This window comes from Novosphingobium lindaniclasticum LE124 (assembly GCF_000445125.1).
Taxonomy (GTDB): Bacteria; Pseudomonadota; Alphaproteobacteria; order Sphingomonadales; family Sphingomonadaceae; genus Novosphingobium; species Novosphingobium lindaniclasticum.
Map to the genome: position 1 here is coordinate 67947 of NZ_ATHL01000089.1, position 16094 is coordinate 84040.

Sequence of the window (16094 nt, forward strand, 5' to 3'; positions counted from 1 at the left end):
CTCCACCGGCCCGATTTCCTGTTGCGCCGTTCGATCAGAACTTGGCAGTGATGCCCGTGTAGAAGTAGCGGCCCATATTCGGGTAGACACCCGAACCTTCGCCGATACCGGTGAGACCGTACGGAGGCATCTTGTTGAAGACGTTATCGACGCCAAGGTAGAACGAGTAGTTGTCGTCGATGTCGTAAGCAGCGCGGATGTCGTGATAGAATACGTCCGGGTACTTCTTGATCGGCGCATAGTCAGCGTTCTGCGGCGGCAGACCGTTTAGCGAGTTGTAGTCCTCGTAAGTGTTGAGGTACATGCCGCCGAGCCAGCGCAGCTGGTAGCCCAGCTTGAACGCGCCGGTCTGGAACGAGGCGTTCATGGTCACCGCGTCCGACGGATAGCTGAGTTCGTCGAGCAGGCGATCCTTGAAGGTGGGGTCGGTGGGATCGGTGAACTGGTCGTTCTGGAAGTAGTGGGTCCAGTAAGCCGTCAGCGACAGGCGTCCGAAGTCGAACGAATGGTCGTAGTTGACCTGCATGTCGAGACCGCGAACCTTGTACTTCGCGTAGTTGAGCGAGCTCTGCAGCAGCGATCCTTCGAGGATCTGGTACGGCTGTTCTCCGTTCGGACCACCGTTGGCGCCAGCGCGCTGGAACAGCGGACAGAACGAATTGTCGAGGCTGTTCGAATCGTAACAGAGGTTTGCGATGTCCTGTGCGGCAACCGAGGCAATGACGTTGTTGACAGTCATATCCCAGTAGTCGACCGAGATCGACAGACCCGGCACCCAGCGCGGTTGGATGAGGGCGCCGACCGTGTAGGAATCCGAGGTTTCTGAACGCAGGTCGGGGTTGCCGCCGCTCACGATTTCAAGCGATTGCGCGTAGTTGAAGTCGTAACCGATTGGCACGCCGGCGGCACGGCAGTTAGCTTCGCGGTTCGCCGAACCTGCGCCGATGTTGCGAGCAGAGCAGGGATCGGTGAAGCTGGGGGCGAAGTTTTGACCCGCAGCCGAGTAGAGCTCGACAAGATTCGGCGCGCGGACCGAGCGGGCGTAAGTGCCGCGGAAGGTCAGATCGCGAACTGGGCTCCAGATGGCTTCACCACCGTAGGCCCACACGGTACCAGCCGAACCCTTGTAGTCCGAAACGCGGGCATTACCGCGCAGGCTCAGGTTTTCAAAGAAAGGCTTGTCCTTGAGGAGCGGAAGCAGGATTTCGCCGTAGGCTTCCTTCACCTCGAAGGCGGGGGCCGAGAACGACGGGATGGCGTTGTAGAACGCGTACCCGGCCTGGGTCACGTCGTCGAGGTCGTAGCGCACGGTTTCACGACGATACTCGCCGCCCACGGAGAACGCTACCGGGCCGCCAGGCAGTTCGAACCACTGGCTCGAGTCACCCGAGACGTATCCCATGATGTCCGTCTGGCGCATCTTGCCCGTAGCGAGGCTGCTGGTGAGGATGTAGTCCTTCGCTGCCTGGCTGACCGACCCCTGGCCGAACGGATTGAGCGGGACGCAAGCGGCGACGTCGCCGGCGAGCAGCGGATCGTTGTCGCTGACGTAGGAGATGGCGGCAGCCGGATTGATCTTCGAACGGCAGACGATATTACCGTTGGCGTCTGTCGTGGAGTCAAGAGCCAGCAGGTAGCGCTGGACGTTGACGTTTCCGCGGATCAGGTTGCGTTCCTTGTGTTCGCCGTAGTTGACGGAGAGCTCGTACTTCCAGTCGTCGTTGAAATCACCGCGCAGACCGCCGACGATACGGAAGGTCTCACGACGGATTTCCTCGTCGCGGTTTCCGAAGTCCACCCAGTTGCGACGCAGGTTGAAGCCGAACGTGCCGTTAGCGATTGCAGTACGCTGTGCGGCGAGCTTATCGGCAGCCGACTGTGTCACGACGCCGTTCACGACGGTGTCGGTGAATGCGGCGCCGGTGTTGGCATTAACGGTCGATGCCGCGAACGTATCGGTCAGCACCTGCCGTGCATCGCCGTTCAGGTAGGGGTTGTCGAGACGGATGCGTTCACGCGGATCGCCGCCGAGCGTGGTGCCCTGCGAGAAGAACGGGCCGCTCTGCGAACCGCGCGCGTCGGTGCGGCTGTACTTGGCTTCGAAGAACGGCACGAGAGCAGGCGTGATCTCGTAGTGGCCGGTCAGGTTGGCGGTGTAGCGCTTCAGGTCGGGCGAAAGTGCCATCAGGCGGCCTTCGCGGTTGCTGGCGCCGTTACCGCCCAGGAAGCTGCCGTTCGGGCCGATGCCGATACGTTCACCGGTCTGCGGAACCAGGGTGCCATCGGGCTGGAACTGGTAGTTGCAGGTGAAGGCCGAGCCATTGGTGCCGCGTCCGCACAGCGCCGAGTTGGGGTTCCCGTAAGCAGCGACCATGCCGCCGAGCGAGATCGTTGCCGAACGAATGTCGTTATAGAACGTGCGGTCGAACACGCCGTCCGAACCGTTGGGCGTGCCTGCGGGATCGGTATCGGTAACCACGAAGCCGCGGTTGTTGCGCAGACCGGGGCGGCCCGACGCGTAGAAGTCGTCCGAGTGCGAGAATTCGGCGGCTAGGGTGATGTTACCGCGGCCTTCGGAGAAGTTCTTGCCGACGACGACCGAGGCAAACTGCTTGCCGCCATCCTTGTAGTTCGAAATGCCGTTCTGACCACGGAAGCTGATGCCGTCGTAGTCTTCCTTGAGGATGAAGTTGACGACACCGGCAATGGCGTCGGAACCGTAGACCGCCGAAGCGCCACCCGTCACCACGTCCACACGCTCGATCAGGTCGGCCGGGATGGTGTTGACGTCAACTGAGACGGCATTGACCAGAACGTCGCTGCCGACGTGCCGGCGGCCGTTGACGAGGACCAGTGTGCGCGAGGTGCCGAGGCCGCGAAGGTCGAGCAGGTTGAGGCCACGGGTGCCAAGGAAGCGAGTGGAGTTCGCTTGGCTGAAGTTGCTGCGAAGCTGTGGGAGTTCGTTCAGTTGGTCGCCAACCGAGAGGTTGCCGCTGCTGAACACCTGCTCGCCGGTCAGAATGGCGACGGGGTTGGCCGATTCCAGGTTCGGCGTCGAAATGCGCGAACCGGTGACGACGATGGCGGGGGCATTGGCCGAGTCTTCGGCGTCGGCCGCCTGGTCCTGCGCGTAGGCGTTCGTGGCGAATGCCAGCGCGAATACCGGCAGGCTGGCGGCGCTACGCAGCGCAGCCTTCTTCAGAGAATTTTGCACGTTTATGTGTCCCTTGTTGCTTTCGTGCGCACGGCTGGAAGCGTGACCAGACCCGCCGTGCACCCGGAGGCGGTAATCATCGTGCGCGAACGCCCCTGATTACCATGGAGGGATTTCTTGCGCCGTGGGCGCTCGGTTTCAATCGTAAACGGCACCCGCGATGGAATTGCATCGATGATTGTGGCCAAGATGCAACATCGCGCCCCGCCGTTTATTCCCGTATTTCAGGGGGCAAGTCAGAGTAGATGTGCTCTCATTGTCACAAACGGAAATGTGCAGACATTTTCGCGACGGATTATGTCGCGTATGGCCAGTTATACGTCGATTTCTTGTTTACCCATTTGGTGCGACGCTTTGCCGGAATGCTGCCCCGGCGTCACTTCACGCGGCGCATCTTTATCGGTCGTTGACCTCGAACCGAAACGGTGAATGTACCCAGAAGACCACGCTCGATCTTCGCCTCATTGCCGATCTTGGGTGACAGTACGAAGTCACGCGTATCGTTCTGCTCCCATGTGCTGCCATCCTCGAAGTCGATCACCCACCCGGGAGCGGCCCGACGCACGCCCGTAACTGTCGTTTCGATGGCTTTCAGCTCGTCTCCTGCCGCATCGCTTCCTCCAAAGCCCATCAGCTTGGCGACCGGCGCAGCAAAGCCGAACAGCCCGCGCTTTGCCGTATCGACGGCTTTCCTATCGGCGATCACGATCTCGTGGCGGCTTGTGGCTTGTTCCAGCGCTGCCACTTGCCGATCGTAGCAGGCGAGACGGGCTTGGGCCTCCTGGACCTCGCGGCAGGCGACGAGTTGGCGATACGGCTCGGGTCGATCCTTGGCCTCCTCGCGAGGATCCGCTGCTGCCATCGACTGGGAGCACAGCGCCAAAATCGCCGCTGCGAGCAAATGTGCCTTGTTCAATGCCTGGATCCTTTGCCGTCAGATTGCAGAGTGTCGTAGCAAGTCGGCTAAACTTGCAGCAAGTGCACTTGCTGCCGGTCAGAAGCGCCTGTTCATCAGCCGATGCGATTGTATCATTTCGATGCTTGAGCGGGTTTTATGCGTAACGATGTTGCGGCAATGCCACGACGGGAGTCACATCTTTTCGAGGTGCCGTTCAAGGGGTTTGTCTGCGGTTCGCCGTTCATAGGGCTGCTTTGTTGCGGATTTGTCACAAGGATCCGTGAATGTTGCGGCGCAATGTTCAAAGGTCTTTGAGCAAGTCCTTCTTTGCGTAATGAAAGTGCATCTTCCGACACGCGAAATATCCTTACCGAGATTAGGCGTGTCGGAAAATTCAAGGGTGTCGGCCTCACACCGCGCTCTGGAAAAAAGGGACACACACGTGAACAAGCAAACCATCAATGCGCTCAAGGCAGGCGCAGCACCGCTGGTGCTCGGCTTCGCCATGCTGAGCAGCGGCGCTCAGGCACAGGACGCTGCGGACTCGTCGACTTCCGGCGAAGCCATCGTCGTGACCGGCAGCCGCATCGTCGCGCCGAACCAAACCTCGATCGCGCCGATCACCACCGTCTCGTCGCAGGACATCCAGCTCCAGGGTACGACCCGCACGGAAGACCTGCTGAACTCGCTCCCGCAGGTGCTCGCCTCGCAGAGCTCCAACCTCGCGAACGGCGCGACCGGTACGGCCAACGTCGACCTTCGCGGCCTTGGCCCTTCGCGCACGCTGGTGCTGATCAACGGCCGGCGCCTGATGACGGGCGACCCGAACACCACCACGTCCGCGGCTGACCTTAACTTCATCCCGGCCGCGCTGGTGAAGCGCGTGGACGTGCTGACCGGCGGCGCTTCCGCCACCTACGGCGCGGACGCGGTTGCCGGTGTCGTCAACTTCGTGATGGACACCGATTTCGAGGGCTTCAAGATCGACGCCAACTACGGCGTCTACACCCATAACAACGACAACCAGTTCATCCGCTCGGTTCTCGACAAGCGCGCCGGCGATCCGGCCTACGACTATCCCCGCGGGGGAACCGTCGGCGGCGGACAGTACGACCTTACCGCAGCATTCGGCACCAGCTTCGATGACGGCCGTGGTCACGCCACCGCCTACGTCGGCTATCGCCGCGCCAACCCGCTGCTTCAGGGTCGCCGCGACTATTCGTCCTGCGCCATCTCGGCTTCGGGCAGCGCGTTCAACTGCGGTGGTTCAGGCACGGCGGCGCCGGGCAACGGCTTCTACTTCCCGGCAGGCTCCGATGCCTCGACGACCGGCGCACTTGGTGCCGGCACGATCACGCCGGGCGGCCGCAACATCTACAACTTCGCGCCGCTGAACTACTACCAGCGCCCCGACGAGCGCTACACCGCCGGCGTCTTCGCTGACTACGAGATCAGCAAGGCCATTCATCCGTACATGGAATTCATGTTCATGGATGACCGCACGGTCGCGCAGATCGCGCCTTCGGGCAACTTCGGCAACACGCTGACCATCAACTGCGACAACCCGCTTCTGTCGGCTCAGCAGCGCGGTGAAATCTGCAACGCGTCGAATCTGGTCAACGGGTTCCTCGGGAACTTCCCGCTCGCCGCAGGCGCAGCCTTCAACCCGAACCCGGGTGCAGCGCCGGTCAACTTCATCGATCCGACCACGGGCGCGACTTACAACAAGGCGTTCTTCCAGCTGCTTCGCCGCAACGTGGAAGGCGGCGCACGTCAGAGCGATCTCCAGCACACCGCGTTCCGCACCATCATCGGTTCGCGCGGCGAACTGGGCAACGCCTGGTCCTACGACGCCTATTACCAGTACGGCCGCACCAACTACTCGCAGGTCTACACCAACGAGTTCTCGGCTTCGCGCCTCGCCAATGCGCTGGACGTCGTTTCCACCGCCAGCGGTCCGGCTTGCCGTGTCGCCGTAACCGGCCAGGATACGCGCTGCGTTCCTTACGACGTGTTCAGCGGTGCGCCGATCTCGCAGGGCGCGCTGGATTACCTCACCTCCACCGGCTTCATGAAGGGCAACACCTCGCAGCAGGTGGCGAGCGCCAGCTTCACCGGTCTGCTCGGTGAATACGGCATCAAGTCGCCGCTTGCGGAAGACGGTATCAACATCGCTCTCGGCGCCGAATATCGCCGCGATGCGCTGGACCTCAAGACCGACTATGCCTTCACCACCGGCGACCTCACCGGCCAGGGTGCGCCCACGGTTTCGACCTCGGGTAGCTACAAGGTCACCGAACTGTTCGGCGAAATCGACATTCCGCTGATCCAGGACGGCTTCGTTCAGAACCTGTCGTTCAATGGCGGCTACCGCTATTCGCACTACAAGGTTTCGAACGGTCGCACCTTCAACACCGACACCTTCAAGCTGGGTGTCGACCTTGCCCCGGTTTCGGATATCCGCATCCGTGCAGGTTACAACCGTGCCGTCCGCGTGCCGAACATCCAGGAACTCTTCGCTCCGCAGATCGTCGCGCTTGACGGCACGACCGATCCTTGCGCCGGAGAAGACACGATCTCGCCAGCATGCGCCGCGCAGGGCCTGGTTGCCGGTACGCCGCTCAACCCGGCTTCGCAGTACAACGGCCTGATCGGCGGCAACCCGGACCTGACTCCGGAGAAGTCGACCACCAAGACCGTCGGCGTCGTCCTCCAGCCGCGCTGGATCCCCGGCCTGACCGCCAGCGTCGACTGGTTCGACATCAAGGTGAAGAACGCCATTCGCCAGTTCGGCGCCGACGCCATTCTCGCCGCTTGCGGTGACGGCGTTTCCAGCGCATGCGATCTGGTCAACCGTAACCCTGCCGGTTCGCTCTGGCTGAGCCCCGATGGCTACGTCATCGACACCAACCAGAACGTCGGCGGCGTGCAGACCCGCGGCTTCGAGTTCAACGGCAACTACTCGACCGAGATCGGCAATGCCGGCCGCGTGTCGGTGAACTTCGTCGGCACCCTGCTGGACAAGTACAGCGTCGACAACGGCCTGACCGAGGAATACGACTGCACGGGCTACTATGGTCCGACCTGCGGCGTGCCCCGTCCCAAGTGGCGCCACAAGGCCCGCGTGAGCTACACGATGACCAACGGCATCGGCCTGTCGGTCCAGTGGCGTCACCTCTCGTCGGCCACGGTGGAGTTCCTCAATCCCTCGAGCTCGCTCGCCGGCCGTACCAACACGCTCGACGACAAGCTCAAGAGCATGGACTACTTCGACCTGACCTTGACGGCCGACCTTGGCAAGAACCTGACCTGGCGCCTGGGTGCGACCAACCTGTTCGACAAGGATCCGCCGCTGGTCACCCAGGCTGCTTGCGCCTCGGTGTTCTGTAACGGCAACGTCTATCCGGGCACGTACGACTCGCTGGGTCGCTATGTCTTCACCGGCATCACCATGAACTTCTAATCGTTCCCACGAACGGTTAGTCTTTGGCGGCGGTCTTCCCTGGAGGGCCGCCGCTTTTTGTTTTCGGCGGGCAGGTCCGCCGTGAAATTCGGGTTCCCGCATGACCAGCACCGTTCCGCCTGCCCAACAGTCTGATACTTCCGAGGAATTGCGCCGCATCGCCGGCATGGCGCGTATGGGCAGGCTTGACGAAGCTGCGGACGCCGTCGTTTCGGCACTGGCCGCCGCGCCGAACGATGCGGCACTGGCGGCCCTGGCCGGCGCGGTGGAGTTTCATCGCGGCCAGTTCGAACGGGCCGCGACATATCTGCAGCGCGCGCATGCCTTGCGTCCGCAGGATCTTGTGGTGCGGACCAATCTCGCCGATTCCTACTTGCGCACGGATCGCAAGGAGCAGGCCCTGGCGCTATGCGACGAAGCCTCGGCCATGGCCGAGCCTAGTCTGCGGCTGGCGCGGATTGCTGCCCATCTCTCGCAGGACGCCGGTGAGTTTGGGCGGGCGGTCAGACTCTACCGCCATGTGCTGGCGCGTCAGCCGGATGACTGGTCGCTGCTGAACAATCTCGGCAATGCGCTCAGCGAGGAGGGGCACCATTCCGAAGCGGTGGAGGTGCTGCGCCGCGCGATGGTGCTGGCGCCGGATTCGCCGCCGATCCGTGTGAACCTGGGAACGGCGCTGCTGAAGGCGGGCCGGGTGGAGGAGGGCGAGCGCATCCTGCGCGATGCTGCCCGCGATTTCCCCCAGGATCACGTGCCGCTGCTGACTCTCGCCACGTTCTACCACGAGATCGGCATGGAGGATCGGCAGTACGAGGCGATCGCCGAAGCCGCGCGGCGCGCCCCGCAGGATGCCGGCTTGCAGTCCAATTATGGTCAGGAGGCCGCGCGTCGGAACGACTATGCCATAGCGGAAGACCGTTTCGAGGCGGCGCTGGCGATCGAGCCTGGACTCGGACCCTCCTTCGTCGGTCTTGCGGCCGTCTACGAACGCAGCAACCGCGAGGCGGAACTGCAGCCTCTGCGTGCCCGCGCTCTCACTGGCGGTGCCGACGCGGAATCCATCGCCTTCATCGATGCCCTCCGCTTCAAGCGGGCCGACAGGTTCGAAGAGGCTTTCGCCGCATTGGAGCAATCCGGCGAAGTGGTCATGGCCAATCGCCGCCACCAGTTGCGCGGGATCATGCTCGATCGCATGGGGCGCTACGATCAGGCGTTCGAGGCCTTTACGGCGATGAACGCAAGCCTGCTGGAAGAGCCGTCCCGCCCCGGCGAACGCGCGGAGCGCTTCCGTGCGGACATGGCCCGCGATCGTGCCCTGGTCACGCCGCCGTGGATCGCGACGTGGAGCGAGGCACCGGCAGCCGAGCGCGCCTCGCCCGTCATCCTGCTCGGTTTTCCTCGCTCGGGCACGACCTTGCTCGACACGATGCTGATGACTGCGGCGAACACGCTGGTTCTGGAGGAGGAACCTTACTTCGCGGAAATCGAAGCCGATCTTGGCGGTGTTGCAGCCCTGGCCGGGATCGATGCTGCAGCGATAGCACAAGCGCGAGCGCGCTATTTCCGGAGTGCTTCGACACATGGCACGCTTGGCGCCGAGACGCTGGTGATCGACAAACACCCGCTGCACCTCGGCAAAGTGCCGGTGATCCGCCGCCTCTTTCCCGATGCCCGTTACGTGCTGGCGCTGCGGCATCCTTGCGACGTCGTCCTGAGCTGCTTCATCACCAATTTCCGCACCAACAACGCGATGAGCAATTTCCTGAACCTGGAAGCAGCGGCGAGGTTCTACGACCTTGCGTTCTCCTATTGGGAGCAGGCGCGAGCGGCGTTCGGCCTGCCGGTGCATACGGTGGTCTACGAAAGGTTGGTCACGGACCAATCGCGAGAGCTTGCACCGTTGTTCGACTGGCTAGGCGTGCCCTGGGCAGGCGAGGGCTTCGATCACCGGGAGGCGGCACGATCGCGGGGGGTCGTGCGAACCGCCAGTTACGCGCAAGTCACGGAGGCGGTCTATACCCGCTCCGCAGGTCGCTGGCGCCGCTATGAAAAGCATCTAGAACCGGTGCTGGACATCTTGCGTCCCTGGGTGGAACGCTTCGGTTATTCGCTCGAAGACGACCGCGTGCCTGTCTGGAGCGAGACTTCCGGCATCGTTGCCGATTCGCTCTGAACGCTCGGGGGGGCGATGAACATAGGGGTGTCGATTTTCGCGGACGTCGACCGGCTTACGGCAGCCGGCGATCTTGCCGGTGCGGCGCAGGCGCTGGAGACGGTGCTGGCTTCCGGCTCGACGGGGTTGCCGGCGGCGGGGCTGGTTGCGCAGTGGCTCAAGCTGGCGGGGCTGCGGCGGGCGCTGCGGCAGCCGCACCAGGCTTTGGAGGCTGTATACCGGGCGTTGGAGCAGGCTCCGCTGGACTTCATGGCGCTGGTCATGCGAGCCGGTCTGCTGGAGCGGGTCGGCGATGGGCAGGCCGGTGCCGCCTGGGGAGAAGCGCTTGCGCACGTACCGGAGGGTCCGCTGCCGCCGCCGCTCGAAGCGGCGATCGTTGCCGGCCGGACCTTTCACGCGGCTTGGGTGGAGGAGCAGGAGCGCGAACTCGCTAAGGCCGCCCAGCCGGCAGAGGGCGACGACAACCGGCCGGAATCCTCGACCGACGCGGATCACGCATGGCGCCTCGCCCGCTTTCGCGACAACATCCTGCGCAAGACGCGCGTCTACCACAGCGAGCCGACCCACTTCCATTATCCCGGCCTGGTCGAGCGCGAGTTCCATCCTCGGCACACCGTTCCCTGGCTGGCCGAGGTGGAAGGCGCTTTCGCGGATATCCGGGCCGAGATGCTGGCTCTGCTTCACTCGGAGCGGGCCGAACTCGAACCCTATATCCAGTATGAAGAGCGCGAAAATCTGGCCCAGTGGCGCCCGCTCAACCGCAACCGGGACTGGAGCGCGATCCATCTCCTGCGGCATGGCGCGATCGTGCCGCACCATGCGGCGCAGGCGCCGCGCACGATGGAATTGCTGTCGCGCCTGCCGCAGCCGCAAGTACCGGGCGCTTCGCCCAACGCGATGTTCTCGCTGCTGGCCCCGCACACGGCAATCCCCCCGCATGTCGGCGTCGACAACACCCGGCTGGTCTGTCACCTGCCGCTCGTGGTGCCGCCGGGTTGCTGGTTCCGGGTCGGTGCCGAGACCCGCGACTGGCGCGAGGGAGAGGCTTTCGCCTTCGACGACACCATGGAGCACGAAGCCATGAACCCCACGGACCTGCTCCGCGTCGTGCTGATCTTCGACGCATGGCACCCCGGGCTGACGCAGGGCGAGCGTGAAGCGGTGGCGGCAACCATCGCAGCGGCGGGCCGCGGAACGGCGGGACGGTGAACGGGTCGATGACGAACGAACGCGAGGCCTTGGCACAGCTTGCCGAACGAGCTCTGGCGCGCGGCGAAGAAGAGGAGGCGGAAGCCCGCCTGACCGCATGGCTGGCGCGCAACCGGCCCGATGTCGGCCTGCTGCATTGGACGGCCATGCTGCGCCGCGCGCTCGATCGGCGCGAGGGGGCGATGGCCGCACTGGAAGCGGCGATGGCCATGGCGCCCGACAATGCCGGCGTCGTTCACGCGCTCGCGCACGTCTCGCTGGAGGCCGGACGGCCGGCGTCCCATCTGTTCGAACGGGCTACTCTGCTGGCCCCGGCGAAAGCGGAGATCCGCCTGGGTCTGGCTTCGGCGCGATTGGCGGAAGGAGAGGGCAGGCGCGGACTGGTGGAGCTGGAAGCGATGCTCGCCGCCAATCCCGGCTGGATGGAAGGACATCGGCAGTTCGCCCAGCTTGCGGCGATGGTCGGCGAAGGGGACCGTGCTTTTTCGACGATTGAGGCGGCCTTGCAGCGTTTTGCGCAAAGCCATGCCTTGCGCAGCCTGGCCATAGATCTGCTGCTCTCCGGCGAGCGCCATGCGGACGCGCTTGCCGCGGCCGATCGGGCCATTGCCGTGCATGGGCCGCTGCGCCCGTTCCTGGTCGCACGGGCTGCGGCGCTTGACGAACTCGGCCGCGCGGAAGAGGCGGCTGCGACATTCGACAGGCCAGAGCTGGCGGGTGCCGAAGCCGCCGATCAGGGCCTTGCGGTCTGGCGACTGCGTCATCTGCTGCGCACCGGCGATCTGGCGCGCGCGGTCGCGGAGATCGAGCCCTGGCTGACGGCACCGGGGGCGGAAGCGATCTGGCCCTATGCCGCGCTTGCGTGGCGGTGCGCCGGCGATCCGCGATCGGATTGGCTCGACGGGCAGGAGGGGCTGATCAGGATCGTCGATCTCGATCCGCAGGCCCTGGGGCTTGAATCGCTGCTACCGCTACTGCGCGGGCTTCATGCCCGGTCCGGGCGTTTTCTGGATCAGTCGGTGCGCGGGGGCACGCAGACGGACGGCATATTGCTTGCGCGGTGCGAGCCGGAAATCGCCCGCCTGCGCGAGGTCCTGCGGCAAGAGGTTGCCGCCTTCCAGGCCGCCTTGCCGCCTGCCGATTCCTCTCACCCCATGCTGGGAGTCAAGCGTACCGCTCGCCCGCGCTTTGCCGGGAGCTGGTCGGTGCGGCTGGCGGGAGCGGGATTCCATGCGGCGCACCACCACCCGCAAGGCTGGATCAGTTCCGCGCTCTACCTCTCCGTTCCCGAGGACCTTCCTTCCGGCGAGGGATGGCTGGACATCGGCGGTGCGCCGGAGGGGCTGGGCGGTCACATCGCGCCGCGCCGGTCCGTGGAGCCGCGCCCGGCGCGGCTCGTGCTGTTCCCATCGTGGATGTGGCACGCCACCAGACCCTTCGCGGCCGGCGAGCGTCTGACGGTCGCCTTCGACATCGCCCGTACTTGAACTGCGATACGTCCCGATTTACCTTCGTTTCATCCAGTCTTTCGGCGTGAGAACCGCAGGGTCGGCGCCTTGGAGTTGCACGATGCACATGCTCACCAAAATTGCGGCCGCTTGCTGCGCCCTCCCGGCCGTCCCCGCCCTGGCAAGCACTCCCACGCCGCAGACGGCACCGGTGGCGCCTGCTGCGGTTCCCGGCGCGGATGCCGCCAAGCAGGACCCGATCGTCTGCGAACGCGTGACCGAGATCGGCTCGCGTCTGCGCGCCAAGAAGATCTGCATGACCAAGAGCGAGTGGGCGGAACAACGCCGCGGCGATCGCTCGAATATCGAGCGCTCCCAGGTCCAGCGCGGGCTTGACCCGGTCGGCTGATGTCACGGGCAGGCGATTTCTCCATGCTCGGTTGACCTCTTTGTCCTGGCTGCTTAACCGGTTGATTAAATCATCGGGCAGCAGGGGCGGCGCCGGACCTTCCGGCGGCGTCCTGTTCGCGAGCAGGAAGGGGAAGCAGCATGAAACTGGACAGCAGCCTTGCCGCGGTCGTTACCGGCGCGGCATCGGGTCTCGGCGCGGCTACCGCACGCGCGCTGGCGGGGCAGGGCGTGAAGGTCGCGGTGTTCGACCTCAATGAAGAGGCAGGCGAGGCGATCGCGGCCGAGATCGGCGGCGTGTTCTGCAAGGTCGACGTGACCGACGACGCCAGCGTCGATGCCGGTTTCGCCAAGGCCCGCAGCGCGCATGGGCAGGAGCGCGTGCTCGTCAATTGCGCCGGTATCGCACCTGCCGCCAAGACCGTGGGCAAGAACCGCGAAACCGGCGTGCCCCGTGCCCACGACATGGCGCTGTTCGAGAAGGCGATCGGCATCAACCTCATCGGCACCTTCCGCTGCATCAGCAAGTCGGCTGCCGGGATGGTCACGCTCGATCCGCTGGACGCCGCCGGGACCAGGGGCGCCATCGTCAACACTGCCTCGGTGGCGGCGCAGGACGGGCAGATCGGGCAGGCGGCCTATGCGGCTTCGAAAGGCGGCGTGCTCGCGATGACTCTGCCGGTCGCGCGCGATCTCATGAGCGAGGGTATTCGCGTCAACACGATCCTGCCGGGCATTTTCGAGACGCCGATGATGACGGGTATGCCGCAGCAGGTGCAGGATGCCCTCGCCGCCATGGTGCCGTTTCCCAAGCGCCTTGGAAAGCCCGAGGAATATGCCAGGCTGGCGCTGTTCCTGCTCGAACACGACTACATGAACGGCGAAGCCATCCGGCTCGACGGTGCGATCCGCATGGGGCCGAAGTAAGGGGCCGCAGGGTAACGAAGATGGTGCAGGGCTCTTCCTCGGCCGAGCACGGCGGTCCGCCTCCCGGCGCGCGGGCGCAATTGCTGGATACCGCGAGCGCGATCATGCGCGAGGGCGACGTGATCGACATCTCGCTCTCCGAGCTGTCGCTGCGATCCGGTCTCAATTCGGCGTTGGTGAAGTATTACTTCGGCAACAAGGCCGGGCTGCTCAAGGCGCTGCTCGACCGGGACTGGCAGGCGATCGTTACCAGCGTGGATGCGCTGCTGGCGAAGGACGGCTGGTCGCCGGAAGCCAAGCTGCGGCGCCACCTCTGGAAGGTCGTCGATACCTTCTACGAAGTGCCCTATCTCAACCGCCTGACCATGCGCATGGTGCGCGAGAGCGACGATACCGAGGCGCGTCGCATCGCAGACTGCTATCTCTCGCCGATCTACCGCGCCTATGAGGAGCTGATCGGCGACGGGGTGCGGGCAGGCGTGTTCCGTGAAATCGATCCGCAACTCTTCTACTTTACGGTGACCGGCGCGGTGGACCGCTTCTTCTCGGCGCGGCTGGTGCTGAAGCATTGTTTCGACCAGGACACGTTGACCGAGGAACTGCGCGACCGCTACCGCGAGCACACCATCGACATCATCATGGCAGGTATCCTTGCGCGCTGAGAAAAGCAGCTTCTGGCACATCGGCATCATCGGCGGTTCGGGTCTGACCGCCGGCATCGAACTGGAGGAGGCGCAGGAGATCTCCGTCTCCAGTCCGTTCGGGGCGGCTTCCGGGCCGGTGACGACGGGGCGGCTGGGCGGCGTGCGATTCACGTTCATCGCCCGCCACGGCGCCGGCCATGCGATCCCGCCCTCCTCGGTGAACTACCGCGCCAATATCGACGTGCTCAACCGCTGCGGGGTGACGGACGTGCTCGCGCTGTCCGCCATCGGTTCGCTGCGGGAGGAGATGGCGCCGGGGCATATGGTCATGGTGGACCAGTTCATCGACCGCACCACCAGTCGAGAGGGCAGTTTCTTCGGCACCGGGCTGGTGGCGCATGTGAGCCTGGCCGATCCGGTCTGTCCGCGTCTTTCCGCAGTGGCGGGAGCGGCGGCGGAAGCCGCCGGGGCGAAAGTCCACCCTGCCGGGTGCTATCTCGCGATGGAAGGCCCGCAGTTCTCCACGCGCGCGGAAAGCCGCATGTACCGCGCCTGGGGAGCGGACGTGATCGGCATGACCGGCATGCCGGAAGCCCGTCTCGCGCGGGAGGCGGAACTGCCTTATGCGATGCTCGGCATGGTTACCGACTACGACGCCTGGCGCGAGGAAGAGGCGGGCGTCGAGGTCAGCCATGTCCTGGAAGTCATGCACGCCAACGCCCGCGTGGCGCGCGATACGCTGCGCAAGCTGGCGGCAAACCTTCCGCCGGAGCGCGCGCCCAGTCCGATCGACAGGGCGCTGGATCATGCGGTGATCACGGCGCCCGGTGCGCGCGATCCGGGCGTGGTCGCCCGGCTCGATGCGGTGGCCTGCCGCCTGTTCGGGACCCGCGACTGAACTGAGGCTCAGCCGCCGCGCGTGACCGGAATGAGTGCGCCGGTAACGGCGCGCGCCGCGTCCGAGGCGAGGAAGCCGATCACCTCCGCGACCGCCTCTGGCTGAACCCAGGTGGAGAAATCGGCGTCCGGCATGTCGGCCCGGTTGGTCGGCGTGTCGATAATGCTGGGCAGTATGGCATTGACGGTGACGGAGGTGCCCGCGAGTTCCTCGGCCAGCGCTTCGGTCAGGCGGTGGACGCCGGACTTGGAGGCCGCGTAGGCGCCCATGCCCATGCCGGCTTTGACCGCTGCGCCCGCGCCGATGCTGATGACGCGGCCCGCTGCCGAGGCCTTGAGCCGGGGCAGGGCAAGCTGGGTGATGGTTACAGCGGTGGTGAGGTTCATCGCCTGCATCCGCGCCCAACTCGCCAGCGATCCGCCTTCCAAGGTTTCCCAGGTGAAACCGCCGGCGACATTGACCAGCACGTCGATACCGCCCTGGGCAGAGACGACTTCGTCCAGCGCGCCTTGCGTCGCTGCGGCATCGGTCAGATCGACGCCGCCGATGTCCAGCGCACCGACGAGCGGCGTGCGGGCTTCCGGCGCGAAGTCGATGCGGGCCACTTTGTCTCCGCTGCGCGCGAAAGCTGCGGCCACCGCTGCGCCGAGAATGCCGAAACCACCGGTGACGATAACCGAACGTGCCATGAGAACTCCTCGTTTTCGACGCGAGGCTAACGGCCTGCCGGGCGCACGGCAAGGCGCCGAGGCAGGACAATGCCCTGTCGATGCCGGGCCCTGTCGATGCCGGGCCCTGTCGATGCCGGGCCC

The 16094-nt window shown here is 64.8% G+C and carries 11 protein-coding genes; 8 read left to right on the top strand and 3 right to left on the bottom strand.

Translation table 11 applies throughout. The features are described 5' to 3' along the window. Nucleotides 1–34: 34 nt before the first annotated feature. Both L284_RS38545 and L284_RS38550 read right to left on the bottom strand, forming a co-directional pair. Entirely contained in the window at nucleotides 35–3214 is a 3180-nt protein-coding gene (locus L284_RS38545; protein WP_235054414.1) for a TonB-dependent receptor domain-containing protein, read from the bottom strand. Between the two features lie 376 nt (nucleotides 3215–3590). Continuing rightward, entirely contained in the window at nucleotides 3591–4115 is a 525-nt protein-coding gene (locus tag L284_RS38550; protein ID WP_152524688.1) for a hypothetical protein, read from the bottom strand. A 439-nt stretch (nucleotides 4116–4554) separates the two neighbouring features. On the opposite strand from L284_RS38550, the gene L284_RS38555 reads away from it, so the two are divergent. From L284_RS38555 to mtnP, 8 genes are all read left to right on the top strand, one after another. After that, the gene (locus tag L284_RS38555; RefSeq protein WP_021234723.1) at nucleotides 4555–7575 is read left to right on the top strand and encodes a TonB-dependent receptor domain-containing protein; all 3021 of its coding nucleotides are present in this window, start codon (nucleotides 4555–4557) and stop codon (nucleotides 7573–7575) included. Between the two features lie 100 nt (nucleotides 7576–7675). Continuing rightward, complete coding sequence (locus tag L284_RS38560; protein ID WP_021234724.1) at nucleotides 7676–9748, top strand: tetratricopeptide repeat-containing sulfotransferase family protein; 2073 nt, start codon at nucleotides 7676–7678, stop codon at nucleotides 9746–9748. 27 nt (nucleotides 9749–9775) lie between these two features. Then, nucleotides 9776–10957: an aspartyl/asparaginyl beta-hydroxylase domain-containing protein gene (locus L284_RS38565; protein ID WP_160172134.1), complete on the top strand. Its 1182-nt coding sequence runs from the start codon at nucleotides 9776–9778 to the stop codon at nucleotides 10955–10957. Nucleotides 10958–10965: 8 nt separating this feature from the next. Further along, nucleotides 10966–12444, top strand: a complete 1479-nt coding sequence (locus tag L284_RS38570) for a 2OG-Fe(II) oxygenase family protein (RefSeq protein ID WP_031342540.1) — start codon at nucleotides 10966–10968, stop codon at nucleotides 12442–12444. Between the two features lie 82 nt (nucleotides 12445–12526). Next, complete coding sequence (locus L284_RS38575) at nucleotides 12527–12814, top strand: hypothetical protein (RefSeq protein WP_152524689.1); 288 nt, start codon at nucleotides 12527–12529, stop codon at nucleotides 12812–12814. A 140-nt stretch (nucleotides 12815–12954) separates the two neighbouring features. After that, nucleotides 12955–13740: an SDR family oxidoreductase gene (locus L284_RS38580; RefSeq protein WP_021234728.1), complete on the top strand. Its 786-nt coding sequence runs from the start codon at nucleotides 12955–12957 to the stop codon at nucleotides 13738–13740. Nucleotides 13741–13760: 20 nt separating this feature from the next. Beyond that, entirely contained in the window at nucleotides 13761–14402 is a 642-nt protein-coding gene (locus tag L284_RS38585; protein ID WP_021234729.1) for a TetR family transcriptional regulator, read from the top strand. Continuing rightward, complete coding sequence (gene mtnP / locus L284_RS38590; RefSeq protein WP_021234730.1) at nucleotides 14392–15282, top strand: S-methyl-5'-thioadenosine phosphorylase; 891 nt, start codon at nucleotides 14392–14394, stop codon at nucleotides 15280–15282. The genes L284_RS38585 and mtnP overlap by 11 nt, the downstream gene beginning before the upstream one ends. An 8-nt stretch (nucleotides 15283–15290) precedes the next feature. Here the strand turns inward: mtnP and L284_RS38595 are convergent, their stop codons facing one another. After that, a complete protein-coding gene (locus L284_RS38595) occupies nucleotides 15291–15971 on the bottom strand; it encodes an SDR family NAD(P)-dependent oxidoreductase (protein WP_021234731.1) in 681 nt (226 codons plus the stop codon). Nucleotides 15972–16094: the final 123 nt, after the last annotated feature.

Bases quoted from the DNA above. Each gene is read 5' to 3' on its own strand.
- L284_RS38570 (WP_031342540.1), top strand. From the start codon at position 10,966: ATGACGAACGAACGCGAGGCCTTGGCACAGCTTGCCGAACGAGCTCTG.
- L284_RS38595 (WP_021234731.1), bottom strand. From the start codon at position 15,971: ATGGCACGTTCGGTTATCGTCACCGGTGGTTTCGGCATTCTCGGCGCA.
- L284_RS38560 (WP_021234724.1), top strand. From the start codon at position 7,676: ATGACCAGCACCGTTCCGCCTGCCCAACAGTCTGATACTTCCGAGGAA.
- L284_RS38575 (WP_152524689.1), top strand. From the start codon at position 12,527: ATGCACATGCTCACCAAAATTGCGGCCGCTTGCTGCGCCCTCCCGGCC.
- L284_RS38585 (WP_021234729.1), top strand. From the start codon at position 13,761: ATGGTGCAGGGCTCTTCCTCGGCCGAGCACGGCGGTCCGCCTCCCGGC.
- L284_RS38580 (WP_021234728.1), top strand. From the start codon at position 12,955: ATGAAACTGGACAGCAGCCTTGCCGCGGTCGTTACCGGCGCGGCATCG.